Origin of the sequence: Micromonospora inositola, from assembly GCF_900090285.1 — a bacterium.
GTDB classification, from domain to species: domain Bacteria; phylum Actinomycetota; class Actinomycetes; order Mycobacteriales; family Micromonosporaceae; genus Micromonospora; species Micromonospora inositola.
This window is the reverse complement of sequence record NZ_LT607754.1, coordinates 2,717,827-2,744,065: the sequence shown is the minus strand read 5'-3', so window position 1 is coordinate 2,744,065 and position 26,239 is coordinate 2,717,827. Positions and strand designations below refer to the sequence as shown.

Annotated in this window: 27 protein-coding genes; 14 read left to right on the top strand and 13 right to left on the bottom strand. The window is 74.3% G+C overall.

Annotation, left to right across the window (positions count from 1 at the left end):
• Nucleotides 1-125: 125 nt before the first annotated feature.
• From GA0070613_RS13225 to GA0070613_RS13195, 7 genes are all read left to right on the top strand, one after another.
• Nucleotides 126-1,313 (top strand): THUMP-like domain-containing protein, encoded by a 1,188-nt coding sequence (locus GA0070613_RS13225; RefSeq protein WP_089012573.1) that lies wholly within the window; start codon nucleotides 126-128, stop codon nucleotides 1,311-1,313.
• Between the two features lie 43 nt (nucleotides 1,314-1,356).
• The gene (ybaK, locus tag GA0070613_RS13220) at nucleotides 1,357-1,836 is read left to right on the top strand and encodes a Cys-tRNA(Pro) deacylase (protein ID WP_089012572.1); all 480 of its coding nucleotides are present in this window, start codon (nucleotides 1,357-1,359) and stop codon (nucleotides 1,834-1,836) included.
• A 260-nt stretch (nucleotides 1,837-2,096) separates the two neighbouring features.
• Nucleotides 2,097-3,188: a sugar ABC transporter substrate-binding protein gene (locus GA0070613_RS13215; protein WP_089012571.1), complete on the top strand. Its 1,092-nt coding sequence runs from the start codon at nucleotides 2,097-2,099 to the stop codon at nucleotides 3,186-3,188.
• A 49-nt stretch (nucleotides 3,189-3,237) separates the two neighbouring features.
• Complete coding sequence (locus tag GA0070613_RS13210; RefSeq protein WP_089012570.1) at nucleotides 3,238-4,044, top strand: ATP-binding cassette domain-containing protein; 807 nt, start codon at nucleotides 3,238-3,240, stop codon at nucleotides 4,042-4,044.
• The gene (locus GA0070613_RS13205; RefSeq protein ID WP_089012569.1) at nucleotides 4,041-5,303 is read left to right on the top strand and encodes a sugar ABC transporter permease; all 1,263 of its coding nucleotides are present in this window, start codon (nucleotides 4,041-4,043) and stop codon (nucleotides 5,301-5,303) included. Before GA0070613_RS13210 ends, GA0070613_RS13205 begins: the two co-directional genes overlap by 4 nt.
• An 8-nt stretch (nucleotides 5,304-5,311) precedes the next feature.
• Nucleotides 5,312-6,490 carry an ROK family protein gene (locus tag GA0070613_RS13200; RefSeq protein WP_089012568.1) on the top strand — a complete coding sequence of 393 codons (1,179 nt, stop codon included), beginning with the start codon at nucleotides 5,312-5,314 and terminating at the stop codon, nucleotides 6,488-6,490.
• A 144-nt stretch (nucleotides 6,491-6,634) separates the two neighbouring features.
• Nucleotides 6,635-7,378 carry a DUF4142 domain-containing protein gene (locus GA0070613_RS13195; protein WP_089012567.1) on the top strand — a complete coding sequence of 248 codons (744 nt, stop codon included), beginning with the start codon at nucleotides 6,635-6,637 and terminating at the stop codon, nucleotides 7,376-7,378.
• Nucleotides 7,379-7,430: 52 nt separating this feature from the next.
• Here the strand turns inward: GA0070613_RS13195 and GA0070613_RS13190 are convergent, their stop codons facing one another.
• Entirely contained in the window at nucleotides 7,431-9,179 is a 1,749-nt protein-coding gene (locus GA0070613_RS13190) for an ABC transporter ATP-binding protein (protein WP_089012566.1), read from the bottom strand.
• Nucleotides 9,176-10,888 carry an ABC transporter ATP-binding protein gene (locus tag GA0070613_RS13185; protein ID WP_089012565.1) on the bottom strand — a complete coding sequence of 571 codons (1,713 nt, stop codon included), beginning with the start codon at nucleotides 10,886-10,888 and terminating at the stop codon, nucleotides 9,176-9,178. Before GA0070613_RS13185 ends, GA0070613_RS13190 begins: the two co-directional genes overlap by 4 nt.
• Before the next feature lie 190 nt (nucleotides 10,889-11,078).
• Here GA0070613_RS13185 and GA0070613_RS13180 point away from each other — a divergent pair, with 190 nt between their 5' ends.
• Genes GA0070613_RS13180 through GA0070613_RS13165 form a run of 4 tightly spaced genes read left to right on the top strand, consistent with a single transcriptional unit; the run spans nucleotide 11,079 to nucleotide 13,149 of the window.
• Entirely contained in the window at nucleotides 11,079-11,465 is a 387-nt protein-coding gene (locus tag GA0070613_RS13180; RefSeq protein ID WP_157746351.1) for a YbaB/EbfC family nucleoid-associated protein, read from the top strand.
• Between the two features lie 8 nt (nucleotides 11,466-11,473).
• On the top strand, nucleotides 11,474-11,788 hold the full coding sequence (locus GA0070613_RS13175; RefSeq protein ID WP_157746350.1) for a hypothetical protein: 315 nt from the start codon (nucleotides 11,474-11,476) through the stop codon (nucleotides 11,786-11,788).
• A 3-nt stretch (nucleotides 11,789-11,791) separates the two neighbouring features.
• Nucleotides 11,792-12,841, top strand: a complete 1,050-nt coding sequence (locus GA0070613_RS13170; protein WP_157746349.1) for a toxin glutamine deamidase domain-containing protein — start codon at nucleotides 11,792-11,794, stop codon at nucleotides 12,839-12,841.
• 11 nt (nucleotides 12,842-12,852) lie between these two features.
• Nucleotides 12,853-13,149, top strand: coding sequence for a hypothetical protein (locus GA0070613_RS13165; protein ID WP_089012562.1), 297 nt, complete (start codon nucleotides 12,853-12,855; stop codon nucleotides 13,147-13,149).
• Between the two features lie 30 nt (nucleotides 13,150-13,179).
• Here the strand turns inward: GA0070613_RS13165 and GA0070613_RS13160 are convergent, their stop codons facing one another.
• From GA0070613_RS13160 to tsaB, 4 genes are read right to left on the bottom strand one after another with little or no spacing between them, the layout of a single operon-like run.
• Nucleotides 13,180-13,434 carry a hypothetical protein gene (locus GA0070613_RS13160; RefSeq protein ID WP_089015918.1) on the bottom strand — a complete coding sequence of 85 codons (255 nt, stop codon included), beginning with the start codon at nucleotides 13,432-13,434 and terminating at the stop codon, nucleotides 13,180-13,182.
• Nucleotides 13,435-13,465: 31 nt separating this feature from the next.
• On the bottom strand, nucleotides 13,466-14,512 hold the full coding sequence (tsaD, locus tag GA0070613_RS13155; protein WP_089015917.1) for a tRNA (adenosine(37)-N6)-threonylcarbamoyltransferase complex transferase subunit TsaD: 1,047 nt from the start codon (nucleotides 14,510-14,512) through the stop codon (nucleotides 13,466-13,468).
• A gap of 5 nt (nucleotides 14,513-14,517) precedes the next feature.
• Complete coding sequence (gene rimI / locus GA0070613_RS13150) at nucleotides 14,518-14,967, bottom strand: ribosomal protein S18-alanine N-acetyltransferase (protein WP_089012561.1); 450 nt, start codon at nucleotides 14,965-14,967, stop codon at nucleotides 14,518-14,520.
• Between the two features lie 55 nt (nucleotides 14,968-15,022).
• Nucleotides 15,023-15,700 carry a tRNA (adenosine(37)-N6)-threonylcarbamoyltransferase complex dimerization subunit type 1 TsaB gene (gene tsaB, locus GA0070613_RS13145; RefSeq protein WP_089012560.1) on the bottom strand — a complete coding sequence of 226 codons (678 nt, stop codon included), beginning with the start codon at nucleotides 15,698-15,700 and terminating at the stop codon, nucleotides 15,023-15,025.
• A gap of 128 nt (nucleotides 15,701-15,828) precedes the next feature.
• On the opposite strand from tsaB, the gene GA0070613_RS33395 reads away from it, so the two are divergent.
• Nucleotides 15,829-16,098 (top strand): helix-turn-helix domain-containing protein, encoded by a 270-nt coding sequence (locus GA0070613_RS33395; protein WP_231929768.1) that lies wholly within the window; start codon nucleotides 15,829-15,831, stop codon nucleotides 16,096-16,098.
• Between the two features lie 248 nt (nucleotides 16,099-16,346).
• Here GA0070613_RS33395 and ung read toward each other — a convergent pair whose 3' ends face one another.
• From ung to GA0070613_RS13110, 6 genes are all read right to left on the bottom strand, one after another.
• Nucleotides 16,347-17,048, bottom strand: a complete 702-nt coding sequence (gene ung, locus GA0070613_RS13135; RefSeq protein ID WP_089012559.1) for a uracil-DNA glycosylase — start codon at nucleotides 17,046-17,048, stop codon at nucleotides 16,347-16,349.
• Between the two features lie 54 nt (nucleotides 17,049-17,102).
• Nucleotides 17,103-17,588, bottom strand: coding sequence for a tRNA (adenosine(37)-N6)-threonylcarbamoyltransferase complex ATPase subunit type 1 TsaE (tsaE, locus tag GA0070613_RS13130; protein WP_089012558.1), 486 nt, complete (start codon nucleotides 17,586-17,588; stop codon nucleotides 17,103-17,105).
• Nucleotides 17,585-18,676: an alpha/beta fold hydrolase gene (locus GA0070613_RS13125; RefSeq protein WP_089012557.1), complete on the bottom strand. Its 1,092-nt coding sequence runs from the start codon at nucleotides 18,674-18,676 to the stop codon at nucleotides 17,585-17,587. The genes tsaE and GA0070613_RS13125 overlap by 4 nt, the downstream gene beginning before the upstream one ends.
• A 173-nt stretch (nucleotides 18,677-18,849) precedes the next feature.
• Nucleotides 18,850-19,968: an alanine racemase gene (gene alr, locus GA0070613_RS13120; RefSeq protein WP_089012556.1), complete on the bottom strand. Its 1,119-nt coding sequence runs from the start codon at nucleotides 19,966-19,968 to the stop codon at nucleotides 18,850-18,852.
• Nucleotides 19,969-20,049: 81 nt separating this feature from the next.
• Entirely contained in the window at nucleotides 20,050-21,519 is a 1,470-nt protein-coding gene (locus GA0070613_RS13115) for an NAD(P)H-hydrate dehydratase (RefSeq protein ID WP_089012555.1), read from the bottom strand.
• Nucleotides 21,520-21,561: 42 nt separating this feature from the next.
• On the bottom strand, nucleotides 21,562-21,930 hold the full coding sequence (locus GA0070613_RS13110) for a holo-ACP synthase (protein WP_089012554.1): 369 nt from the start codon (nucleotides 21,928-21,930) through the stop codon (nucleotides 21,562-21,564).
• A 236-nt stretch (nucleotides 21,931-22,166) separates the two neighbouring features.
• Between GA0070613_RS13110 and GA0070613_RS13105 the strand changes: the two genes are divergently transcribed.
• Both GA0070613_RS13105 and GA0070613_RS13100 read left to right on the top strand, forming a co-directional pair.
• On the top strand, nucleotides 22,167-22,463 hold the full coding sequence (locus GA0070613_RS13105) for a type VII secretion target (RefSeq protein ID WP_089015916.1): 297 nt from the start codon (nucleotides 22,167-22,169) through the stop codon (nucleotides 22,461-22,463).
• A complete protein-coding gene (locus GA0070613_RS13100) occupies nucleotides 22,460-24,121 on the top strand; it encodes an alpha/beta hydrolase (protein WP_231929767.1) in 1,662 nt (553 codons plus the stop codon). The genes GA0070613_RS13105 and GA0070613_RS13100 overlap by 4 nt, the downstream gene beginning before the upstream one ends.
• A gap of 56 nt (nucleotides 24,122-24,177) precedes the next feature.
• On the opposite strand, the gene glmS is transcribed toward GA0070613_RS13100, so the two are convergent.
• A complete protein-coding gene (glmS, locus tag GA0070613_RS13095; protein ID WP_089012553.1) occupies nucleotides 24,178-26,091 on the bottom strand; it encodes a glutamine--fructose-6-phosphate transaminase (isomerizing) in 1,914 nt (637 codons plus the stop codon).
• Nucleotides 26,092-26,239 lie beyond the last annotated feature (148 nt).

The following is a 26,239-nucleotide window of genomic DNA, read 5'->3' as shown; positions in this document are numbered from 1 at the left end:
GCCCCGACTAGCATGATCGACTCCGCTTGCGGAAGGACGCGGCATCCCGGCGGCCGACACCCCGACCTGCCGCACCCGGGCCCCCGCCCGGCCGGCCCGTGCGCGCGGACGGGGAGAATGGCGCGGTGGATCTCGACCAGCTGGCCGCGCTGCGTACCGCCGAGGGGTCGGCCGCGCTCGCCGCGGCCACCGAGGTGGCCGGCGGCGACCCGCTGGCCGCGGCCGCCGCGCTCCGCTCGGCCGGCGTGCCGGCCGGGCTGGCCGCCGCCGCGCTCACCCAGGCCGAGCTGCGCCGCCGCGCCGCCGGCAAGTTCGGACCGGCCGCCGCCGGGATGTTCCTCACCCGGGCCGGGCTGGAACAGGCCACCCGCCGGGTGGTCGCCGACCGGCGGGCCGCGCGGCTGCGCGCCGCCGGGGTGCGCACCCTGGCCGACCTGGGCTGCGGCCTCGGCGCGGACGCGCTCGCCGCCGCCCGCGCCGGGATCCGGGTGTACGGCGTGGAGGCCGACCCGGTGACCGCCGCGATGGCCGCCGCCAACGCCGAGGCGGCGGGGCTCGCCGAGTCGTTCACGGTGGAGTGCGGCGACGCGACCGCCTTCGACGTCAGCCGGGTGGACGGGGTGTTCTGCGACCCGGCCCGGCGCAAGGCCGGCACCGGGCGGCGGATCTTCGACCCGAACTCCTACTCACCGCCGTGGGACTTCGTGACCGGACTCGCCGAGCGGGTGCCGCACACCGTGGTCAAGGTGGCCCCGGGACTGGACCACGCGCTGATCCCGGCCGGCGCCGAGGCGGAATGGGTCAGCGTGGACGGCGACCTGGTCGAGGCCGCGCTCTGGTGCGGCCGGCTCGCCGAGGTCCCCCGCCGGGCCACCCTGCTGCGCGGCGACACCCCGCACGTGCTGACCGGATCCGGCGCGGCGGAGGCCCCGGTCGGACCGGCCCGCCGGTTCCTGTACGACCCGGATTCGGCGGTGGTCCGCGCGCACCTGGTCGCCGAGCTGGCCGGGGAGCTGGACGCGACCCTGGCCGACCCGAGCATTGCCTACCTGTACGCCGACTCCCCGGTCCGCACCCCGTACGCCCGCTGCCTGGAGGTGACCGACGTGCTGCCGTTCTCGCTCAAGCGGCTGCGCGCCCTGCTCCGGGACCGCCGGGTGGGCCGGGTGGAGATCCTCAAGCGCGGCTCGGCGCTGGAGCCGGAGAAGCTGCGCCGGGACCTGCGGCTCTCCGGCGAGGCGGCGGCGAGCCTGGTGCTGACCCGGGTGGCCGGCGCGCCCACCGTGCTCGTCGGCCACCCGGTGCCCGCCTGAATTTCGGCTCGCCCGGCGGCCGGGTCCGGGTTAGCTTGGCGGCATGGCGGGACAGGGCACTCCGGCGACCGCGCTGCTCGCGAAGCAGAAGATCACCCACAGCACCCACCCATACGACGTCTCCCCCGCGGCGCCGAACTACGGCGCCCTGGTCGCGGCGGCGCTCGGGGTGCCGCCGGAGCGGGTGTTCAAGTCGCTGGTCACCGAGGTGGACGGCGGGCTCACCGTGGCGGTCGTGCCGGTCACCGGGGAGCTGGACCTCAAGGCCCTGGCCGCCGCGGTCGGCGGCAAGCGGGCGACCATGGCCGACCGCACGGTGGCCGAGCGGGCCACCGGGTACGTCCGCGGCGGCATCAGTCCCCTCGGCCAGCGCAGGCGCCTCCCGACGGTGGTCGACGCCTCGGCGCTGGACCACCCGACCGTGTACGTCTCGGCGGGGCGCCGCGGGCTCCAGCTCCAACTGAACCCCACGGACCTGATCGCCCTGACCGCCGCGGTGACCGCCCCGCTCGCCGTCCGCTGACCGCGGGGCGCGACGGCGGGCCGGCGACTGCCGGATGGGAACCGGTGTCCGGCAACCCGGGAGGAACCGGAGGTCAGTTGCGTTGCCGAATTGTTACTGGCGGCAACAAACCGCTGACCAGTACGGTCTTGTGCGCCCGTGCGGCGAACAATAGGTTGCCCGGAACAACAAACCGCTGGCGGCGCGGCAGCGGCTCACCGGCGCACCCTCACCCACCACGCCCCCTCGAGTTCCGTCCCCCTTGAAAGGAACCGTGCAGAATGCGCAGAGGGATCCTCACCGTCGCCGCAGTCGGCCTGCTGGCCGCGGGAAACCTCACCGCCTGCGGTAACGACGCCGCTGAGGATGCCGCGAGCCGCCCCAAGCCGAAGATCGGCGTCATCCTGCCAGACAGCGCCTCGTCGAACCGGTGGGAGACCGCGGACCGCAGATACCTGGAGGCCGCGTTCAAGGCGGCCGGGGTGGACTACGACATCCAGAACGCCCAGAACGACAAGGCGCGATTCGTGACCATCGCCGAACAGATGATCACGAATGGGGTGACCGCCCTCATGATCACCAATCTCGATTCGGGTACCGGGAAGGCGGTCCTGGACAAGGCGACCCAGAAGGGCGTCGCCACCATCGACTACGACCGGCCCACCCTGGGCGGTTCCGCGCAGTACTACGTCAGCTTCGACAACGTCGCGGTCGGCAGACTGCAGGGCGAGGGCCTGGTCAAGTGCCTCACCGACAAGGGCGTGCAGAATCCGGTGGTCGCCGAGCTGAACGGCTCGCCGACCGACAACAACGCGGCCCAGTTCAAGGAGGGCTACGACTCGGTCCTGGCGCCGAGGTACGACGCGAAGGAGTACCTCAAGGGCCCCGACCAGTCGGTGCCCGAGTGGAACAACACCACCGGCGGCACGATCTTCGAGCAGATGCTGACCCAGACGAACGGCCGGATCGACGCCGTCGTCGCCGCCAACGACGGGCTGGCCAACGCCGTCATCTCCGTGCTGACGAAGAACAAGGTCAACGGCAAGGTCCCCGTCACCGGCCAGGACGCCGACGCCCAGGCCCTGCAGCACATCCTCTCCGGAGACCAGTGCATGACCGTGTACAAGCCGGTCAAGACGGAGGCCGAGGCGGCGGCCGACCTGGCGATCGCGCTGGCCAGGGGCGAGAAGAAGAAGACCGAGCAGAGCTTCCGCGACCCCAAGGGCAACCGGAACGTCCCCGCCGTGCTGCTGGGCGCCCAGGCCATCACCAGGGAGACGGTGAAGAACGTCATCGCGGACGGCTACGTCGACAAGGCCGACGTGTGCACCGCGAAGTACGCCGACCTGTGCGCCCAGGCCGGCATCGGCTGAGCCGACCGGACCGCGCGGACGGCCGGACACCCACCCGAAGGAGACATCCGTGCCCGAGACACCCCTGTTGGAACTGCGTGGACTCGACAAGAGCTTCGGCCCCGTGCAGGTGCTCCACGATGTCGCCTTCTCGGTGTATCCGGGCCAGGTGACCGCGCTCGTCGGCGACAACGGAGCCGGAAAGTCGACGCTGGTCAAATGCATCAGCGGCATCTACGGCACCGACGCCGGCGAGTTCTTCTTCGAGGGCCGGCCGGTGACCGTCAACGGGCCCCGGGACGCCGCCGCTCTCGGCATCGACGTGGTCTACCAGGACCTCGCGCTCTGCGACAATCTCGACATCGTGCAGAACATGTTCCTCGGCCGGGAGCGGCGCTCCGGCCTCGTGCTCGACGAGCCGGCCATGGAGGAACTGGCGGCCAGGACGCTCGCCGGGCTCTCGATCCGGACGATCAGTTCGCTGCGGCAGCACGTGTCCAGCCTCTCCGGCGGCCAACGCCAGACGGTGGCGATCGCGAAGGCGGTGCTCTGGAACAGCCGGCTGGTCATCCTCGACGAGCCGATGGCGGCCCTCGGCCTGGCCCAGACCGCCCAGGTCCTCGAACTGGTCCGGCGACTCGCCGACAACGGGCTGGCGGTCGTCCTCATCTCGCACAACATGAACGACGTCTTCGCGGTGTCCGACCGGATCGCGACGCTCTACCTCGGTCAGATGGTGGCCCAGGTCCGGACCACCGACGTCACGCACGCCCAGGTGGTCGAGCTGATCACGTCGGGGCGCAGCGGCTCGCTCGGGACAGCCACCACGAACGACAGCGGTTACCGGAGCATCGGGACCAGGGGAGCCGAGAAATGATCACGCAAGCTGACGTGGCCCACCCGAACACGGGGACGGCCGTCCCCCGGGCCACCCTCGGCGTCCACGTACGCGGCTACCTCGCCCGACTGCGGGGCGGCGAGATGGGCGCCCTGCCGGCGATCCTCGGGCTGGTCGTGCTCTGCGTGTTCTTCTCGATCCTCCGGCCCAACTTCCTCACCGCCGGCAACTTCGCGAACCTGTTCACCCAGGGCGCGGCCGTCGTGCTGATCGCGATGGGGCTGGTGTTCGTCCTGCTGGTGGGCGAGATCGACCTCTCCGCCGGCTTCGCGAGCGGGGTCTGCGCGGCCGTGCTGGCCAACCTGCTGACCCTGCAGGGCTACCCGTGGTACGTGGCCACCCTCGCCGCCCTCGCCACCGGCGCGGTCATCGGGCTGGTGCTCGGCTTCCTGGTGGCGAAGGTCGGCATACCGTCCTTCGTGGTCACGCTGGCCGCGTTCCTCGCCTTCCAGGGCATCATGCTGATGCTGATCAAGGGCGGCACCAACGTCTCCGTCCAGGCCGCCCCCATCGTCGCCATCGAGAACCGGAACCTGCCGCCGCTGGTCGGCTGGCTGCTGGCCGCCGCCGCCGTCGGCGGGTACGCCGCCACCCAGTTGCTCCGGTACCGCAACCGCCGGGCCCGTGACCTGGCGACCGATCCGATGTCGATGGTGCTGATCCGGATCGGCAGCCTCGCCGTCGTCGTCGGCGTCGCGGTGTACGTGCTCAACATGGAACGCAGCCTGAACAGCCTGATCAGCTCGAACCGCGGCATGCCGGTCGTCGTGCCGCTGGTCGGGCTGCTGCTCGTCGCGCTGAGCTTCGTCCTGTCCCGCACCGCGTACGGGCGGCACATCTACGCGGTGGGCGGGAACCGGGAGGCCGCGCACCGGGCCGGCATCAGCGTCGACCGGATCCGGATCTCGGTCTTCGTGATCTGCTCCTCGATGGCGGCGGTCGGCGGCATCGTGGCGGCCAGCCGGTTCAGCTCGGTGGACGCCCGAACCGGCGGCAGCGACGTGCTGCTCTACGCGGTCGGCGCGGCGGTGATCGGCGGCACCAGCCTCTTCGGCGGCAAGGGTCGGGTGGTCGACGCGGTGCTCGGTGGCGCGGTGGTGGCGGTCATCGACAACGGCATGGGCCTGATGGATGCGAGCTCCGGGGTGAAGTACCTGTTCACCGGGCTGGTGCTGCTGCTGGCCGCCGGCGTCGACGCGCTGTCCCGGCGCCGGGCCCTCGCGACCGGAAATCGCTGAGCCCGGTCATGCGCGCGGGTCCGAGCCAGGAGGAGATTCGGCGGCAGAATCTCGGCGCGTTGCTGCGCCACGTCCACGTCCACGGAGCGATGTCGCGGGCCGAACTCACCTCCGCCCTCGGGCTCAATCGCAGCACCATCGGCGCGCTGACCGCGGACCTGGCCACCGCCGGCCTGGTCAGCGAGGCGACACCGAAGCAGCGGGGGCGGGCCGGGCGACCCTCGCTGGTCGTCCGGCCCGAGTCCGCCCGGGTCCACGCGTGGGCGTTCAGCGTCGAGGTGGATCGGTTGTCGGCCGCCCGGGTCGGGCTCGGTGGGGTCGTACTCGATCGACGTGAGCTGGGCCGGCCGCGCGGTCTGGTCGCCGCGGAGACCGCGCCGCTGCTGGCCGGGGCGCTCAAGGAGATGCGACAGGCGGTGCCACCGGGGACGATCTGCGTCGGGGCCGGGATCGCGGTCTGCGGCATGGTGCGCCGCGACGACGGCCTCGTCCGGCTCAGCCCCCACACGGGCTGGATCAACGAACCGATCGGCGCCACCCTGGCCACCGAGCTCGGCGCGGAGACGCCCGTCGTGGTGGCCAACGTGGCCGACGTCTGCGCCTTCGCCGAACACGCCCGCGGCGCCGCGGCCGGCCGCGACAACGTCATCTACCTCTACGGGGACGTCGGCGTGGGCGCCGGCATCATCGCCGGCGGGCGCCGGTTGACCGGACACGGCGGCTACGGCGGCGAGGTGGGCCACATGGTGGTCAACCGGAACGGGTCCCGCTGCGAATGCGGGTCGCACGGCTGCTGGGAGACCGAGATCGGCGAGTACGCGCTCCTGCACGCCGCCGGTCGTCCGGCGGCCTCCGGCCGGGAGGCGGTGCTCGCGGTCATCGACGCCGCCGACCGGGGGGACGCGCGGGCCCAGGCGGCGGTGCGGCGGGTCGGCGACTGGCTGGGCTTCGGCGTGGGAAACCTGGTCAACATCTTCAATCCGGAGATGGTGATCTTCGGGGGCACGATGCGGGACCTCTACCTCGCGGCGGCGGCGCAGGTGCGCAGCCGACTCAACTCGGTGGGTCTCTCGGCGTGCCTGGAGCACGTCCGGCTGCGCACCCCGCAGCTGGGGCAGGACGCCGCCCTGGTCGGAGCGGCCGAACTGGCCTTCGAGCGGCTGCTCGCGGATCCGCTGGAGACCTGACGGGGCAGGCCTCGGCCCGCGGGCACCGGGACTCGGGTGAACTGATCGGGTCGATGATCCGTACCAGTGTCCGGACGGGCGGCCGGCGGGGTGCGGCCGTCCGCGACACACGCGTTCGGTCCGGACCGAGGAGGCACCGCAACGATGGCACCGCTGGAATCCGCACGCCGCCGGCCAGCGCACCGGACCCACCGGGTGGCGCTGCTGCTCATCACGCTCGTCGCAGGGCTCGGCGTCCTCCCCGGGGTGGCCGTCGCCGCGCCGGGCGCGCAGCTGAACGCCGCCGACATGACCCTGCTCAACGGCGTACGGCTGGCCGGGCTCTGGGAGATGCCGGCCGGTCAGATGGCCGCCGAGAAGGGCCAGTCGGCACGGGTACGCCAGATCGGGGCGGAGATCTCCCGGCAGCACGGCGTCCTCGACCAGCTCGTGGTGGACGCCGCCAACAAGCTGGGCGCCACCCTGCCGACCGACCCGACCACCGAGCAGAAGGGGTGGCTGGCCGAGATGCAGAACTCGACCGGCGCCCGGTTCGACCAGATCTTCGTCACCCGGCTCCGGGTCGCCCACGGCAAGATCTTTCCGGTCATCGGGGCGATCCGGGCCAGCACCCGCGACGCCACCGTCCGCAAGCTCGCCGACGCGGCCAACAAGTTCGTCTCCGACCACATGGCGATGCTGGAGAGCACCGGACTGGTCCGCTGGCAGCAGCTGCCGCCCGCCGCGCTGCCCCCGGCGCAGAGCGATTCGCTGGTCGCCGCGGCGGCCGCCAACGTCGGCAGCGGCGGCCGCGGCGCCGAGGTCAGCACCACGGTCGTCTGGCTGGTCTTCCTCGTCGCCCTCGGCACCGGCGGCATCGCGACGTACCGCATCCTGCGCCGCAGCTGACGCCCGGCCACCGCGGGCCCCCGCCTCCCCGGGCGGGGGCCCGTCGCATCCGTCAGCCGTGCCAGGAGCGCCACAGGGCCGCGTAGGAGCCGCCCGCCGCGACCAGCTCGTCGTGCGAACCCAGCTCGGTGATCCGGCCGTCCTCGACCACCGCCACCCGGTCCGCGTCGTGCGCGGAGAAGAGCCGGTGCGCGATCGCGATCACCGTCCGCCCGTCGAGCACGGCGGCGAGGGAGCGTTCCAGCTCCCGGGCGGCGTGCGGGTCGATCAGCGAGGTCGCCTCGTCCAGCACCAGGGTGTGCGGGTCGGCGAGGACCAGCCGGGCCAGCGCGAGCTGCTGCGCCTGCGCCGGGGAGAGCGGGTGCCCACCCGAGCCGACCGGCGTCGCCAACCCGTCCGGCAGCGCCTCCGCCCAGCCCAGCGCGTCGACGGCCGCCAGCGCGGCCCGGACCTCGGCGTCGCCCGCGTCCGGCCGGACCATCGCCACGTTCTCCGCCAGGGTGCCGATGAAGACGTGGTGCTCCTGGCTGACCAGCGCGACGTGGGTGCGCAGCTCGGCCAGGGGCAGCTCGGCCAGGGGCCGGCCGTCCACGGTCACCGAACCGGAGCGCGGCGCGTGCACCCCGGCCAGCAGCCGGCCCAGGGTGGACTTCCCGGCGCCGGACGGGCCGACCATGGCCAGCTTCTCGCCCGGCCGCGGCACCAGGGTCACCCCGTGCAGCACGTCGTGCCCCTCCCGGTAGGCGTACCGGACGTCCCGGGCGGCGAGGCGGCGCTCCCCGTCCGTCGGTGCGGACGCGGCGGGCGCCGCCGGCGCCGCCGGCCCGTCGACCGCCACCCCGAGCAGGCGGGCCATCGAGGCGCCACCGACCTGGAGCTCGTCCAGCCAGGAGAGCAGCCGGTCGATCGGGTCGACCAGCTGCTGCACGTACAGGGTGGCAGCGGTGACCTGACCGAGGCTGGCCCAGCCCTTCAGGTGGAACCAGCCGCCGATCACCAGGGTGGCGACCACCGGCACCACGTACCCGATCTCGGCCACCGGGAAGAAGACCGTGCGCAGGTTGAGGGTGTAGCGCTCGGCGGCGTACGACCGGCGGATGTCGGCGTCGCTGCGGGCCCGGCGGCGGGCCTGCTGCCGCAGCGTCTCGGTGGTCCGCGCCCCCTCCACGGTCTCGCTGATCCCGTCGGTGATGTCCGAGTAGGCGGCGTTCTCCCGCAGGTAACCCGCCGGGGCCCGGCGCAGGTACCAGCGAGTGCCGGCCCAGAGCACGGGCACCGCGAGCAGGCAGGGCAGCGCCAGCAGCGGGCCGGTCAGCAGCAGCGCGCCGACGACCAGCGCGACCGTCACCACCGCGATCAGCGTCTCCGGCACCGCGAACCGGACCGTCCGGGACAGCGCCGAGACGTCCCGCGAGGTCCGGGTGAGCAGGTCACCGGTACCCGCCCGCTCCACCGTGGACAGCGGAAGCGCGAGCACCCGGTCCACGAAGTCCTCCCGCAGCTCGGCCAGGACCCGCTCGCCGAGCCGGGCCGAGGCGAGGTGCGCGAACCGGACCAGCACCGACTGGACGACCACGAAAGCCGCGATGGCCAGCGCGACCCGGTCGACGGTGACCGCCGACACGCCGCGCGAGATGCCCTCCACCAGGTCGCCCAGCAGCCGGGGCGCCACCAGGCCGGCCGCTGCGGCGAGGGCGTGCAGGCCGAGCGCCCCGGCCAGGCCACGCGGGTGCCGGCGGACCAGCGTGCGCGCGTACCGGCGGACCTGGTCGGCGTCGGCGACGGGCAGCGCGTTGCTCATCGCGCCTCCTCCCGGCTGACCGTGGCCGCGTAACGCGGCTCGGCGGCCAGCAGCTCGTCGTGCCGGCCCTCGGCCACCACCTTGCCGTCCTCCACGAAGACCACGTGCTCGGCCCGGCCCAGCACCAGCGGGCTGGTGGTGCAGACCAGGGTGGTCCGGTCGCGCCGGGCCGCGCCGAGCCGGTCGGCGATCCGCGCCTCGGTGTGCGCGTCCACCGCGCTGGTCGGCTCCACCAGCACCAGCGTCTCCGGGTCGGCGACCAGCGCCCGGGCCAGCCGCAGCCGCTGCCGCTGCCCGCCGGAGAACTCCCGCCCCCGCTCGGCCACCCGGCCGTCCAGCCCGTCGGGCAGCGCGGCCACGATGTCCGTCGCGCTCGCCGCGACCAGGGCCGCCTCGACCGCCGACCGGTCGGCCGCGTCGTGCGGGTCCAGCTCTGACCGGAGCGGGCCGGTGAAGAGATGTGCGTCGTTGTCGGCCACCAGGATCCGCTCGCGCACCGTCGCCACCGCCAGGTCTCGCAGCGGTACGCCGTGCAGCGTCACGTCCCCGTCCCCGTCCACGTACCGGCCGAGCCGGTCGGCGATCGCGGCCGCGTCCTCCGGGGCGGTGGCCGCCAGCGCGGTGAACCGGCCCGGGCGCAGCACCAACCCGGACTGCACGTCGACCAGCTCACCGGGGCCGGCGGGCAGCGCCGCCGGGCGGACCGTGTCGACCAACTCCGGGGTGAGCCGGAGCAGCCGGACCACCCGCCGGGCGGCGACGTGCCCCCGGGTCAGCTTGTCGGCCGCCTCGGTCAGGTTGCGCAGCGGGCTGACCAGGAAGGCGGTGTAGCCGTAGAAGGCGACGAGCTGGCCGGCGCTGATCTCGCCGCGCAGCGCGAACCGGGCGCCCAGCCAGGTCACCAGCACCACGAACGCGCCGGGAAGCAGCACCTGCGCCGCCTCCAGCAGCGACTCGACCCGGGCCACCCGGAGGCCGTCGGCGCGCAGCGCCTGGGACTGCGTCCGGTACCGGGCGGAGAGCATCGGCTCGCCGCCCACGCCGCGCAGCACCCGCAGCCCGGAGACGATGTCGCCGGCCCGGGCGGTCAGTCGCCCCTCCGAGTCCCGGTACGCGTGCTGCTGCCGGTGCAGCGGCCGGATCAGCAGCCCGACCAGGCCCATCAGGAGCGGCACGCCGAACACCACCACCAGCCCGAGCGGCAGCGAGGCGTCCAGCAGGATCACCGCCACGGTGCCGATGGCGACGATCGAACCGGCACCCCGCGCGGTGATGTCGACGGCGCTGCCGATGTGCTCGATGTCGGCCGTACCGATGCTGACCACCTCGCCGGCGGCGACCCGGCGGGGCAGCGCGGCGCCCAGCCGGTTGGTGGCCTCGACGGTGACCTGCACGGTCCGGTAGGCGGCGGCCAGCCAGTTGTGCACCGCGCAGCGGTGCCGCAGGATCCCGGCCACCGCCTGGAGCACGCCCAGCCCCAGCAGCACGGCGCCCCAGGTCAGCAGGGCGTCCGGGTCGCGGTGAGCGAGGCCGGCGTCGACCGCCCGGCCCACGGCGGCCGGCATCAGCGCCTGGGCGACCATCCAGACGATGCCGAGCGCGATGCCGGAGCCGAAGAGCAACGGGTGCCGGCCGGCCAGCCACACCAGGTAGCGGGTGGCGGACCGGTCGTCGGGGATGCCGGGATCGCCGGCCGGTGAGAAGCGCATGACGACCCGACGCTAGGCGGCCGCGACTTCCCGCCGCATCCGAATTCCCGCCGGCCAGCGCCGATTGCGACGCAGGTCGCACCGCCGGCGAGGACGGCGGGACCACCCCGTTCGCCAGTGGTCGCTACGCTTCCGGCGGGACGCGGCAGGTCCGGGTCCCTCCACAGTCGACCGGGAACGGGGTGGCCACGTGACCGACCAGTACGACCGACCGGACGGCCCGCTGGGCCGCTTCACCGCCGCCCGGGGGTCCGGTGACGCGGCGGGCGGCCTGGTGCACGTCGAGCTGGACGGCACCGGCGACCTGACCGCCCTCGACCTGGACCCGCGGGTCATGCGGCTGCCCGCCGAGGACCTGGCGGCGGCGATCCGCGAGGCGTTCGGCACCGCCCGCGCCGCGCTCCAGGCGGCGCTGCAGGAGCAGCTCGCCGCGCAGCCGGTGACGCTGCCGCAGGGGCTCGGTCCGCTCCTCAACGACCTCGGCTTCGGCGCGCAGCGCCGGCTGGACGACCTGACCGCCGCGGCGCAGCAGATCGCGGACCGGCTGGACCGGATGGGCGGGGCGGCGCCGCGATGATGAAGCCGATGCACACCGAGCCGGAGGTGCTGGCCGGGGCGGCCCAGCAGATCGCCGGGGCGGCGGTGGAGCTGGAGACCGGCCTCGGCGCCCTGGAGGCGACGGTGACCACCCAGAACCCGTGGGGCGCCGACGAGCCGGGGACGGTCTTCGGGGCGGCGTACACCGAGGTGCTGTCGCACGCGCTGGAGACGTACGGCTCGCACGTGCAGCTGCTGATCACCGCCGCCGAGGGGCTGGCCGACTGGGCGCAGCAGGTCGTCGAGGCCGACCAGGAGTCCGACGCGCTCTTCACCTCGCTGCACGGCCGGTTGGGGGCCTGACCCGTGGGGCTCGAACTCCCGGCCGAGCTGACCGAGCCGCTGAGCTGGATCGGTCTGGAGTGGCCGCAGGCCGACGAGGAACTGCTCTTCGCCGCCGGACAGCACTGGCTGTCGTTCGGGATGACGTTGCAGGCCGCCGCGGAACGCGCCAACGGGGCCGCCGAGGCGGTCGGCCGGTACAACACCGGCGACACCGTCGACGCGTTCGAGGCGTGGTGGCGGCGGGACGACGGCCCGCAGCTGCGGCTGCTGGAGGACGCGATCGCGGCGCAGCTGATCGGCGCGGTGCTGATGGTCTTCGCGGCGATGACGTTGGCCATGAAGATCGCGTTCATCGTCCAGCTCATCATCCTGCTGGTGCAGGTCACCATGGCGATCGCCGCCGCGGTCGCCACGTTCGGCGCCTCCACCGCCACCGTGCCGGGCTTCATCGCGGTCACCCGGATGGCCTGCCAACGCCTGATCAAAATGATCGTGCAACAGGTCCGTACGGTGCTCAAACACATTCTCGAGCAGGCCAAGCGGCTGCTCAAGCTGGCCCGCAAGGTCGGGGCCAAGCGGGCCGCCCGCAAGGTCGAGCGGCAGATCGCGCACGACCTCAAGCGGGTCAACCCGAAGTTCAACCCGCCCCACCCGGACTACTCGGCGAACTGCACCCACTGCGTGCAGACGTACGAGCTGCGCCGGCGGGGCATCGACGTCGAGGCGACCGCCCTACCGAAGCAGTTCCACAACTGGGGCGGCCGGTCGATCGGCGACATCGAGAACACCTGGGGCCGCCGGTTCACCGGCGGCGGCCAGGGCGACATCGAGCAGGCCTTCCAGAACTTCGGCCCGGGCTCCCGCGGTGTCGTCGCGATCCGCTGGAACAACGGCGGTGGGCACGTCTTCAACGTGGAGAACGTCGGCGGCAAGGTCCGCTTCATCGACGGCCAGAACGCCGGCCGGGACGTCGCCGACTACTTCGCCAAGGGCCACAGCACCTCGTTCGTCCGGCTGGACGACATCCCCATGCCCGGCGGGCTCACCGAGTTCGTCCGGCCACCCGGTTAGGATCACGCGTCATGGCTGTCACCTACGAGCAGGCCCGGGACATCGTCCGCCGGGCGACCGAGCCGGACTGGCCGGTCGGCACCTACTGCCTGGACGACCGGAAGATCGTCGAGAACGACGCCTTCTACGTGTTCGAGGTGGGCGCCCGGGAGTTCCTGGTGGGCGGCGACATGTCGTACATGATGGCCGGCTCGGTGCCGGTGGTGTACAAGGCGGACGGTCGGCTGGAGTTCGTGCCGTCGTTCCAGATCGGCACCGACCCCTCGGTCCGCAACCGGCCCAACCCGACGCCCACGCTCCGGGACTGACCGACCGTGGGTCGACCGCCGGCCGTCGGGTCAGCGGTCGACCTGGGCGAAGTCCCAGGAGTGCGGGGGCCGGGCCACCAGCCGCATCGGCGGTTCCGGCAGGTCCCGGGGGCTGCTCCGCCACTTGGAGATCACCACCAGCCGGTGGTCGGTGGAGGAGAAGACCTCGCTGGACAGGTGCAGGGGGTCGTGCTCGAATTCGGGCAGGGCGGTGTCGCAGACCCAGGAGATCAGGTCGGCGAACCCGTACGGCTCGGCGCGTGCCTCCCACATCCGTACGATCACGTCGTCCCTCTCGTCAGCGGCCGGCGGCACGTCAGACGCTGACCACGGTCAGCGGCATGGCGGAGTCGGCGGGCAGGTCGAGGCGGCTCGGCGCGACGCCCGAGGCCACCAGGTGTGAGCCGAGCGCGGCGACCATCGCGCCGTTGTCGGTGCAGAGCTTCGGCCGGGGCACCCGGACCCGGATGCCGTGCTTCGCCGCGCGGTGCTCGGCCATCGCCCGCAGCCGGGAGTTGGCGGCCACTCCCCCGCCGATCACCAGCGTCTCGACACCCTTCGTCCGGCAGGCGTCCAGCGCCTTGCTGACCAGCACGTCGCAGACCGCCTCCTGGAAGGACGCGGCCACGTCGGCCACCGGCACCGGCTCACCGGCCCGCTGCCGCGCCTCCACCCAACGGGCCACCGCGGTCTTCAGCCCGGAGAAGGAGAAGTCGTACCGGTGGGCGGCGAGGTCCTTGGCGGCGGTGAGGCCGCGCGGGAAGCCGATGGATCTGGCGTCGCCGGCCCGGGCCTCCCGGTCGATCCACGGCCCGCCCGGGAAGGGCAGCCCGAGCAGCCGGGCCACCTTGTCGAACGCCTCACCGGCGGCGTCGTCGATGGTCGAGCCGAGCGGAGTCACGCCGCGGGCCAGATCGTCGATCAGCAGCAGCGAGGAGTGGCCGCCGGAGACCAGCAGGGCGATCGCCGGCTCGGGCAGCGGCCCGTGTTCCAGGGTGTCCACGGCGACGTGCGCGGCGAGGTGGTTGACCCCGTACACCGGCTTCTCGGCGGCGACGGCGTAGCCCTTGGCCGCCGCCACGCCGACCAGCAGCGCCCCGGCCAGGCCCGGGCCGGAGGTGACCGCGATCGCGTCGATGTCGGCGATGGTCACCCCGGCCTCGGCGAGCGCGCGGTCCATGGTCGGCACGATCGCCTCCAGGTGGGCCCGGCTGGCCACCTCGGGCACCACGCCGCCGAACCGGGCGTGCTCCTCGACGCTGGAGGCCAGCGCGTCGGCGAGCAGGGTGTGCCCGCGCACGATGCCCACGCCGGTCTCGTCGCAGGAGGTCTCGATGCCGAGGATCAGGGGTTCGTCAGCCATGCTCATCAATCCTCGTTGCGCCGCATGACCAGCGCGTCGGTGTTGCTCGGTTGGTAGTAGCCCCGCCGCACCCCGATCGGCTCGAAGCCGTAGGTGGCGTAGAGCCGCTGGGCCGGGCCGTTGTCCGCCGCGACCTCCAGCAGGGTGCTGCGGGCGCCGCGCCGGTCCGCCTCGGCGAGCAGCGCCTCCAGCAGGAGCCGACCGATGCCGCGGCGCTGGGCGTCCCGCCGGACCGCGATGTTCTGCACCCAGGCCTCGTCGGGTGGCACCACGGTGAGCCCTGCGTAGCCCAGCAGCTCACCGTCGTCGGTGGCGACCAGGTAGTGGTGCCCGTTGGCCAGCTCGTTCCAGAACATCGCCGGGGTCCACTGTTCGGCGCCGAAGAGGTCCGCCTCGATCGGCAGCACCTGGTCGATGTGCCACCAGCGGAACCGGCTCAGCCGTACCGCGCTCACGGTGCCACCTCGGTTCGCGACTGCGGGGCTCGCAAACCCAGCTCACTCCTCGCGCTCACGGTAGGACCGGCTTGTGCCCGGTCGCCGCCACCGCGTCCGGGCGGCGCAGGTAGAGCGGGGTGAGCGGTTCGCCGGGGGCGCCCGCCCGGATCCGCTCGGCGGCCAGCGCGGCCAGCACGGTGGCGTCCGGGTAGCGCGGCTCGGCCCGCAGTGGCAGGCCGAGGACGTCCGCGTACCGGTGCGCGCCGTCGCCCACCGCGACGGTGACTGCCAGGTCGCGGGCGCGCTCGGCGGCGACCGCGGGGGCGTCCACGTTCGGCCCGGCGATCCGCTGACCGGCGCCGTCGTAGACGGCCCAGTAGACCTCCCGGCGGCGGGCGTCGCTGGCGGCCAGGACCGGCTCGCCGGCCGCCACCGGGTAACCGAGGCCGTCCAGCGAGCAGACGCCGTACGTGGGAATGCGTAGCACCTGGCCCATGGTGGCGGCGGTGACCAGGCCGACCCGCAACCCGGTGAACGGCCCGGGGCCGAGTCCGGCGACGATCGCGGCCAGGTCGGCCGGCCGGGCGTCGGCGTCGGCCAGCACGGCGTCGACCTGCGGGGCGAGCAGTTCGCCGTGCGCCCGGGCGTCGACCGTGCACCGCTGGGCGCGGGCCGCGACGCCGTCCGCCGTGACCTCGACCAGCGCCGCGGTCACCGCGGGCGTCGAGGAGTCCACCACCAGTACGAGCACGGTATGCCAGCCTAGTCGGCTCCCCGCTCATGCCCGGTCACACCCCGTCCCGGCCGGACGGGGACCGCGACCAGCGACGGCCGTCCCACGTCGGCGCCCGGTCCGGAGCCGCCGCCACCCTTCGCCGGGTGCGGGACACCCGGCTAGTGACCCAGCGGGCGCTGGCCGACCTGGCCGGGGCGAGTCAGGCCGCGGTGGCCCGGGTCGAGCGGGGTGACCGGATGCCCAGCATCCCGCTGGTCGAGCGCCTCCTGGCTGCGCTCGACCTCCAACTTTCCGTCGCCGTCGAGCCGCTGGACGCCCACCTGGACGCCAGGATGGCGGAGCTGGCGGCGCGGTCGTTGGCCGACCAGATCGACGCTCTGGGGGCGACTCGGCCCGGTTCAGCGCCTGGCTGAGAGCCGCGTACGGACAGCGCCGGAACGCCCGGTGGGAGGAGTTCGGCGGTCTCCATCTGGAGCCGGAGGAGCCGGGCGAGCACCGCTGGCGGACCCGGTACGGCGAAATCCGGGCTCAGCTGTGCGACGAGCTGCCCGAGTCTATCGAGGTACGGCACGCCGGCCGTTCCTATCGGGTCGTGCCGCTGCTCCAGGTGGAGCTGACCGATCCGCGCGCCGCCGACCTGCTGCGCCGCCACCGCCAGCGGTCAGCCGGCTGAGCGCTCCCACTCGATGGTGGGCAGGCCGGCGTCGGCGAGCGCCTTGTTGGCCGCGCTGAACGGGCGGCTGCCGAGGAAGCCGCGCGGGTTCATCGGGCTCGGGTGGCCGGCCTCCAGAACCACGTGCCGCGGGTTGGTGACAAGGGCCGCCTTCTTGCGGGCGTACCCGCCCCAGAGCAGGAAGACCACCCGCTGGTCGAGGGCGTCCAGGGCGCGGATGGTGGCGTCGGTGAACTCCTCCCAACCGGAGTTGGCGTGCGAGCCGGGGGTGGCCTGCCGGACGGTGAGCACCGAGTTGAGCAGCAGCACGCCCTGCGCCGCCCAGCCGTTCAGGTTGCCGCTGCCCGGCTTCGGCACGCCCAGGTCCTCGCCCAGTTCCTTGAAGACGTTGCGCAACGACGGCGGCACCGTCACCCCCTCGCGCACGCTGAAGCTCAGCCCGTGCGCCTGCCCCGCCTTGTGGTACGGGTCCTGCCCGAGGATCAGCACCCGGCTTTCCGCCGGCCCGCACAGCCGGTAGGCGGAGAAGAGGTCCTCGACCGGGGGGAAGACGGTCCGGGTGGCGTACTCCCGGGCGACGAACTCGGCCAGCGCCGCGGTGCGGGCCGGGTCGAGGTGCGGGTCGAGCACGGTCCGCCACTCATCGGGGAGGAGCGCCAGCAGGTCGAGGGTGGGGGCGTCGTCGGGCATCGGCAACCTTTCGCAGTCGGTCCCGGGCACTGTAGGCAGCGGGTACGACAGCCGTCAGTCGAGGGTGGCGACGCGCTCCGCCCAGTCACCGCCGACCGATTCCAGGGTCACCACCCGGGTGTCGTCCTCGCGCCGGTCGATGCGGATGCGCAGGTGGGCGTCGACCAGTTGCTCGACCATCCCCTCACCCCACTCGACCACGGTCACCGCCTCGTCCACCGAGGCGTCCAGGTCGAGGTCGTCGATCTCGGCGCGCGGGTCCGCCGACTCCCCCAACCGGTACGCATCGGCGTGCACCAGGGCGACCGTGCCGCCCCGGGCCGGGTCCGGCCGGTGCACCCGGGCGATCACGAAGGTCGGCGAGGTGATGTCGCCGCGCACTCCGAGGCCGGCGCCGATGCCCTGGGTGAGCGCGGTCTTGCCCGCGCCGAGCGGGCCACTGAGCAGCAGCAGGTCACCGGCGCGCAGCACACCGGCCAGCCGGCGGCCGAACTCGTGGGTGTCATCGACCGTCTTCAGCTCGATGACGACGCCGCTCACAACCCCTCCAGGAAGTTCTCGAGCGCCGCGTTGACCTCGTCGGCGTGCTCCAGCATCACCACGTGCCCGCTGTCGTGGATCTTCACGAACTCGGCGTGCGGCAGCCGCCGGACGATCTCCTCGGAGTGGGTCACCGGAGTGAGCATGTCCTTGTCCCCGACGATCACCAGCACCGGCGTGCCGGCCAACGCGGCCAGCGCCGGGAACCGGGAGTGGGTGGCCAGGGTCCGCAGGTAGCGGGTCACCGTGTCGGCCGAGGTCCGCGAGTTCATCGTCTCCACGTACGAGACCAGGGCCGGGCTGGGCTTCGGGGTGCCGAAGCCGTACCTGCGGGTCAGCAGCCAGGCGACGTTGGTGGTGGACTTCCGGGCCTTGTCGATCACCGTGCCGCCGTACCGGGTGGCGTTGCTCATCATGTAGAGCACCGGGGCGCCGACCCGGCCGATCAGGGCGGGCGCCACCAGCTTGGTCTCCGCGAGCAGGCCGCCCGAGGTGGCCATCAGCACCGTGCCGACCACCCGGTCGCCGAACATCTCCGGGTACAGCTCGGCCAGGGCCATGATGGTCATCCCGCCCATCGAGTGGCCGACCAGCACCAGCGGCCCCTCCGGCGCGGTCTCGTCGATCACCCGGCGCAGCGTCCGGCCCAGGGCGACCAGGTCGTACTCCCCGGTCTCCAGCCGGCCCGACCGGCCGTGCCCCGGCTGGTCGTACGCGACGATCCGGTGGTCGCCGCGCGCGGCGAGCATCTTCCGCTGGAAGTGGAAGGTTCCCATGTCCAGGCAGAAGCCGTGCACCAGCACCACGGTCGGGTGCCCGGCGACCGGGCGGGTCGGCTCGACCACCTCCACGTGGATGTCGGTGCCGTCCGGCATCTCGAACCGGTACGACTCGTCGTACCGCTGCTCGCCGAAGACCTCGTGCGCGTACGGATCGGCGGGGTCGTCCTTGAGCCGGCGGATCAGGACCCGCTCGCTCACCACGCCCGCGGCGAGCCCGGCGGCGGCCACGCCGACGGCAGCCCCGACCACGCCCGCGACCTTGCCGGCCGCCGTCCGGGGACGGGGGATGCGGAACCGCTGGCTCACGGTGCCACCTGGGCTCGCGACTGCGGGGCTCGCAACCCCGGCTCACTCCTCGCGCTCACGGTGCTACCTCGGCTCGCGACTGCGGGGCTCGCAACCCCGGCTCACTCCTCGCGCTCACGGTGCTACCTCGGCTCGCGACTGCGGGGCTCGCAACCCCGGCTCACTCCTCGCGCTCACGCCCGCTCGCCGTCGAAGACGCGGGGCACCCGGACCCCGCCGAACCGGGTCACGATCTCGTAGTTGATGGTGCCGACCGCCTCGGCCCAGTCGTCGGCGGTGGGCTCGCCGTCCGCGCCGCTGCCGAAGAGCGTCGCCACGTCACCGGCGGCCACCTCGTCGTCGCCGCAGTCCAGCACGAACTGGTCCATGCAGACCCGGCCGGAGATGGTCCGCCGCTTGCCGCCGAGCTGCACCGGGCCGGTGTTGGAGGCGTGCCGGGGCACCCCGTCGGCGTAGCCGAGCGGCACCACCGCCAGGTTCGCCTCCCGCTCGGTGAGGTAGGTGTGGCCGTACGAGACGCCGGTGCCGGCCGGCACCCGCTTGGTCAGCATCACCCGGGCCCGGGCGGTCATCGCCGGGCGCAGCCCGTACCGCTCGCCTGCCACCGGGGAGAGGCCGTAGATCGCCAGCCCCGGGCGGACCAGGTCGAAGTGGGTGTCCGGGCGGGTCAGCGTGGCGGCGGAGTTGGCCAGGTGCCGGTAGCGCGGGCGCAACCCGGCCCGCTCGACCATGGCCAGCCCCTCGTGGAAGACGGCGAGCTGCCGGTCCGTGGTGGGGTGGCCGGGTGAGTCCGCGTACACGAAGTGGCTCCACACGCCGACCACCTCGACCAGGCCGTCGGCCTGGGCCTTGGCGGCGGCCTCCAGCAGGGTGGGCCAGTCGGCGACGGTGGCCCCGCCCCGGGACAACCCGGTGTCGATCTTCAGGTGCAGGCGGGCCGGGCGGTCCGCGCGCCGGCTCGCCTCGATCATCTCGTCCAGCTGCGGCAGGCTGGCGCAGCCCAGGTCCACGCCGACGGCGACCCCGTCGTGCAGCGGCAGCCCCGGGCTCAGCAGCCAGGCCAGCACCGGCGCGGTGATCCCCTCCCGGCGCAGGGTCAACGCCTCGTCGAGGGTGCAGACACCGAGCCAGTCGGCCCCGGCGTCGAGCGCGGCACGGGCGGCCGGGACCATGCCGTGGCCGTACCCGTCGGCCTTCACCACCGCCATCAGCTCGGCGCTGGTGCCCGACTTCAACCGGGCCACGTTCTCCCGGATCGCGTCCAGGTCGACGCGCACCTCCGACTGCCACATGCCTCCAGCGTACTTCCGTCGGTGATCACGCCGGGTCGCAGCCGCACGGTCCGGCCCGCCGGACGCGGCCCGGCCGGGCGGTCAGGGCAGTCGGGCCAGCACCGGGCGCAGGGCGGCGGCCACGTCGGGCGCGGTCACCGGACCGCCCCGGGCGGCCTCCCGGCCGGCCAGCCCATGCAGGTACGCTGCCGCGGCGGCCGCCCGGTCCGCCGGCACCCCGGCGGCGAGCAGCGAGCCGAGCAGCCCGGCCAGCACGTCGCCGGTGCCCCCGGTGGCCAGCACCGGGGTGCCGGTCGGGTTGACGTACGCCCGGCCGCCCGGCGTGCCGATGATCGTGCGGTCCCCCTTGAGCAGCACCACCGCGTTCATCCAGGCGGCCAGCCGCAGCGCCGCCGCCACCCGGTCCACGCCCGGGCTCTCGCCGCAGAGCCGGGCGTACTCCCGGTCGTGCGGGGTCACCACGATCGGGGCGTCCCGATCGCGCAGCCGGTCGGCCAGCTTGCCGTCCACCAGCAGGGTGAGCGCGTCGGCGTCGAGCACCACCGGCACCGGCGCCGACAGCACCGCCCGCAGCTCGGCGGCCGACTCCTCGCCGATCCCCAGCCCGGAGCCGCAGACCCAGGCCTGCACCCGGCCGGCGTCCGCGACCCGGCCGGTGGCGATCACCGACGGGTGCTGGTGCAGCACCTCCGCGCGCGCCCCGCCGGCGTAGCGGACCATGCCGGTCGGCCCGGCCAACGCGCCACCGACCGAGAGCACGGCCGCCCCCGGGTACGTCGCCGACCCGGTCGCCACCCCGACCACGCCCCGGGTGTACTTCTCCGAGGACGCGCCGAGCCGCGGCCACCAGTCGACCACGTCCGACCACTCGGTCACCCGCAGCGCCGGCGACCCGCGCAGCCACGGCGCCAGCCCGATGTCGACCAGCTCGACGTGCCCGGCCAGCTCGGCCGCCGGGCCGACCACCAGCGCCGGCTTCAGCGCGCCGAAGGCCACCGTCACGTCGGCGCGCACCGCGCTCGGCCCGCCGGACGCGGTCAGCGGCACGTACCCGGTGTCCACGGCGACGCCGCTCGGCACGTCCACCGCCACCACGACGGCCCGGTCGCCGTCCCGCCCGCAGTACCGGAGCAGGCTCGCCGCCAACTGGTCGGCGGTCTCCCGCAGCCCGCCGGTGCCGCCGATCCCGACGATGCCGTCGAGCACCAGGTCGACCACGGCGGGCGGCCGGTCGACCAGCCGGCCGCCGGCGGCGCGGAACGCGGCCAGCCCCTCGGCGTGCGCCCGACCAGGGGCGAGCAGCAGCGCCGACACGGCCGCCCCGCGCCGGGCCAGGCGCTCGCCCGCGTACAGGGCGTCACCGCCGTTGTCACCGGAGCCGACCAGCAGCAGCACCCGGGCCCCGTAGACCCCGCCCCGGTCGGAGAGGAGGAGCGCGCAGCGGCGGGCCAGCCCGGCGGCGGCCCGCTGCATCAGCGTCCCGGGCGGGAGGGTGGCCATCAGCCCCGCCTCCGCCGCGCGTACGTCGCCGACCCGCCACACCGGTTTCATGCCAGCCCGTCCCATCCCCGGCGGGTCGGCCCGCCGGTCAGCTCACCGTTCCGCCACCACCATCGCCGACGCGATCCCGCCGTCGTGCGACAACGACAGATGCCAGCGGTTGATCCCGCGCTCGGCCGAGGCGGCGGCGACCGTGCCGGAGACGGTCAGCCAGGGCCGGCCGTCCGGGTCCGGGACGATCTCGCAGTCGTGCCAGCTCAGCCCGGCGGGGGCGCCGAGCGCCTTGGCCACCGCCTCCTTGGCCGCGAAGCGGGCGGCCATCGACTCCGGCGAGCGCGGGTTGCCGGAACGGGTGTAGCGCTCGGGCTCGGTGAAGAGCCGGTCGGCGAGCAGCGGCGTCCGGGCGAGGGCCCGGGCGAACCGGTCCACCAGCACGACGTCGATGCCGACAGCCACGATCACGGCACTCACCCTACCGGCGGTGGGGGTCGCAGATTAGCCACCGGGTCCGCGATGGGCAACGCCTGTGGACAATCCGCCGGTACGACCACCGCCCGTCGTCCACAGGGCCGGTGCCCGGGGGCGGCCGTTGCCTAACGTCGTCCCCGTTGCCCGCCCGACCCGGACCCGTCGCCGGGGTGGGCGTCGATCCGCCGCCCGACGTCCCGTCGGCGGCAGCCGAGCCGGGGAGCCCGCCGATGACCGAGGTGCCGTTGACCGTCGAGCTCGAACTGCTGCGCGAGGTCGCCCGGTCGCTCGGGGAGGACGCGTACCGGCTGGCCTGCGGGCTGGCCGGCACGCCGGGGCTGGTGGTGCCGGCCGAGGGCTGGCGCGCCGGGGTGGCGCTGGCCGAGTTGGAGTCGGCGGTGCATCGCTGGTGCGGGGCGCTGGCGGCCCGGGTGGCGGGCACCGCCGACGCGATCCGCGTCGCGGCGGAGGGCTACGAGGCGGTCGACGACCGCGCCGCCCGACGCCTGGCCGGAGTGCCCCGGTGAGCCGCCGCCCCGCGCCCTCGGCAGCCCGGCGCGTCGCGCCCCCGGGCGCCGGCCCCGCCGCTCCGCCGGAGGCGGTCGGGTACGCCCAGCTCTGGTCCGTCGACCCGGCCGCCTGGGCCGCCGCCGGGGCGGCCTGGCGTGGGCTGACCCGCCCGATGGGCCGGCGGGCCGACGGGCTGGACGCCCGGGTGGCCGGCCTGCGTCCGGCCTGGTCCGGCGCGGCCGGCGACGCGGCGCGGGAGCGGGTCACCGCGCTGCGCACCGAGCTGACCGACGTGCTGCCCGCGCTGATCGAGGTCGACCAGGTGCTCGCCGAGTTCGCCGCCCGGTTGCGCGGGGCGAAGGCCCGGCTCGCCGCCGCCGTCGCCCTGGCCGACCAGGGCCGGCTGCTGGTCGACCGGGCGGGCCGGGTCCGGGCGGATCCGGCGGTGCCGCGTCCCGCCGAGCGGGTCGGCCCCGGGGTGGCCCAGGTGGCGGCGGCGGTGCGACGGGCGGTGGAGCTGGCCGCGGCGGCGGACCGGGAGGCGACCGCCCGGTTGGCCGAGCTGTCGGCGGCGGCCGGCGTGGGCTGGGTGAGCGTCCCGCCCGGCCGGCGGCCGCCGGCGGGTGCCGGCCCGGCAGAGGTGGGCCGCTGGTGGGCGGGGCTCACGCCGGCCGAGCGCCGGTGGCTGGTGGCGCACGAGCCGGCCCTGGTCGGTCGCCTGGACGGGGTGCCGGTGACCGCTCGGGACCAGGCCAACCGGCTGCTGCTGGCCGCGCGGCGGGCGGCGCTGCTGGCGCGGCAGCGAGGGCTGCTGAGCCGGGCGCCCCTCGGTGCGGTGGAGGTGGCCGGGCTGGCCCGGGTCGCGGCGGCGCTGCGCGGGCTGGACGCGCTCGCCGAGCGGTTGGCCGCGCCGGGGCCACCCCGGGCGTACCTGCTCGGGCTCGACCCGGCCGGCGACGGGCGGGCGATCGTGGCGCTGGGCAACCCGGACCGGGCCGGCGCGGTGCTGACGTACGTGCCGGGGATGACCGCGGACCTGGCCGACGCCCCTGGTGAGCTGGGCCGGGCCGCTCGGGTGCTGGACCGCTGCGCGGCGCTCGCCCCGGCCGAGGAGACGGCGGCGCTGCTCTGGCTGGACTACGACGCCCCGGATTTCCTCCACGAGGCGGCGCGGGGCGGGCAGGCCCGGGACGCGGGGCCGGCGCTGCACCGGTTCCAGGAGGGGCTGCGCGCCTCCCACGACGGGCCGCCGGCCCGGCACACCGTGCTCGGGCACAGCTACGGGTCGGTGGTGGTGGGCACGGCCGCCCGCGACCACGGGTTGAGCGTCGACGCGCTGGTCTTCGTGGGCTCGCCCGGGGTGGGCGTGGCGCACGCCGCCGAGCTGCGGATGCCGGCTGGTCAGGTGTGGGCGAGCACCGCGCCGGACGACGTCATCCGGCTGGCCCGGCCGCCCGACGAGCTGGCCCGCCGGGCGGTGCTCGGCGCGACGCCGCTCGGCCCGGCGGCGGCGCTGCTCGACCGGGCCGGGCACGAGCTGTGGTTCGGGCACGACCCGAGCGATCCGGGTTTCGGCGGCCGACCCTTCCCCAGCGGCCGGTACGGCCACACCGGCTACTGGGACCCCGGCAATCCCGCCCTGGACGGGATGGCCCGGATCGTGCTGGGCCGGTGAACGCGCGGGGCCCCTCCACCGGGCGGTGGAGGGGCCCCGGAGCGGACGGGAGCTGGCTACTCGACGGTGACCGACTTGGCCAGGTTGCGCGGCTGGTCGACGTCGTGCCCGCGCGCGGCGGCGATCTCGGCGGCGAGCACCTGCAGCGGCACCGTGGTGACCAGCGGGGCCAGCAGGGTCGGCGTACGCGGCACGTAGATCAGGTGGTCGGCGTAGCGGACGACCGCCTCGTCGCCCTCCTCCGCGATCACGATGGTCCGGGCGCCACGGGCGCGGACCTCCTGGATGTTGGAGACGACCTTGTCGTGCAGCATGCCCCGGCCGACCGGCGACGGGACGACGCAGATCACCGGCGTGCCCTTGTCGATCAGCGCGATCGGGCCGTGCTTCAGCTCGCCGGCGGCGAAGCCCTCGGCGTGCATGTACGCCAGCTCCTTGAGCTTGAGCGCGCCCTCCAGGGCCACCGGGTAGCCCACGTGCCGGCCGATGAAGAGCACCGTCGGCTCGGACTTCAGCTCGCGGGCCAGCTCACGGACGGGCTCGATCCGGTCGAGCAGCTCGCGCAGCTTGCCCGGCATCTCCTGGAGCTGGGCGACCACCGCGCCCACCTCGTCGGCGAACTTGATCCCGCGCACCTGGGCCAGGTGCAGGCCGATCAGGTAGCAGGCGACGAGCTGGGTGAGGAACGCCTTGGTGGAGGCGACCGCGATCTCCGGGCCGCCGTGGGTGTAGAGCACGGCGTCCGACTCGCGCGGGATCGTGGAGCCGTTGGTGTTGCAGATGGCCAGCACCCGGGCCTTCTGCTCCTTGGCGTGGCGCAGCGCCATCAGAGTGTCCATGGTCTCGCCGGACTGCGAGATCACCACGATCAGGGTGGACCGGTCGAGGACCGGGTCGCGGTAGCGGAACTCGCTGGCCAGCTCGACCTCGCAGGGGATGCGGGTCCAGTGCTCGATGGCGTACTTGGCGGCCAGCCCGGAGTGGTACGAGGTGCCGCAGGCGACGATGAAGATCTTGTCGACGTCGCGCAGGTCCTGCTCGCTGAGGCGGACCTCGTCGAGGGCGATCTCACCGGTCTCGGTGAGCCGGCCGAGCAGCGTGTCGGCGAGCGCCTGCGGCTGCTCCTCGATCTCCTTGAGCATGAACCAGTCGTAACCGCCCTTCTCGGCGGCCGAGGCGTCCCAGTCGATGTGGAAGTCCTTGCCGGTGGCGGGCTGCCCGGCGAAGTCGGTGATCTCGATGCTGTCCGTGGTGATCAGGACGATCTGGTCCTGGCCCAGCTCGACCGCGTCGCGGGTGTGCTCGATGAACGCGGCCACGTCGCTGGCCAGGAAGTTCTCCCCGTCGCCGCGGCCGACCACCAGCGGCGAGTTGCGCCGGGCGCCGACCACCGCGCCGGGGATGCCGGCGTCGGCGGCGAGCAGGGTGAACGCGCCCTCCAGCCGCTGGCAGACCACCCGCATGGCGGAGGCGAGCAGCTGCGGGCTGTCCACCTCGCCGGCCGAGCGCAGGTCGGCCAGCGCGGCGGAGAGCAGATGCGCGGCGCATTCGGTGTCGGTGTCGCTGGCGAACTCGACGCCGTCGGCCTCCAGCTCGGCGCGGAGCTTGGCGAAGTTCTCGATGATGCCGTTGTGGATCACCGCGACCCGGCCGTCGGGGGCGACGTGCGGGTGGGCGTTGCGGTCGGTGGGGCCGCCGTGGGTGGCCCAGCGGGTGTGGCCGATGCCGGTGGTGCCGTCGCCGATGCCGATCGGGCTGGCGGCGCAGGACTCCGGGTCGACGGCGGCCCGCTCGGCGAGCACCTTCTCCAGGTTGGCCAGCTTGCCGGCCTTCTTCTCGATCAGCAGCTCGTCGTCGCACACGATGGCGACGCCGGCCGAGTCGTAGCCGCGGTACTCCAGCCGCCGCAGTCCGTCGAGCACGATGCCAAGCGCCGGGCGCGCGCCCGCGTAACCCACGATTCCACACATGGCCCCGAGCCTAACTCAGTTTCGCTCATCGTGCGTGCGCGGAAGCCCGGTAAACGATCACTGAATTTGAGCGATCAGGTGAACACCGCCGAAGGACCGGACATACCACCCATCACGAACGGTCACCGGCGCGGTGGTCGCGTGGTCG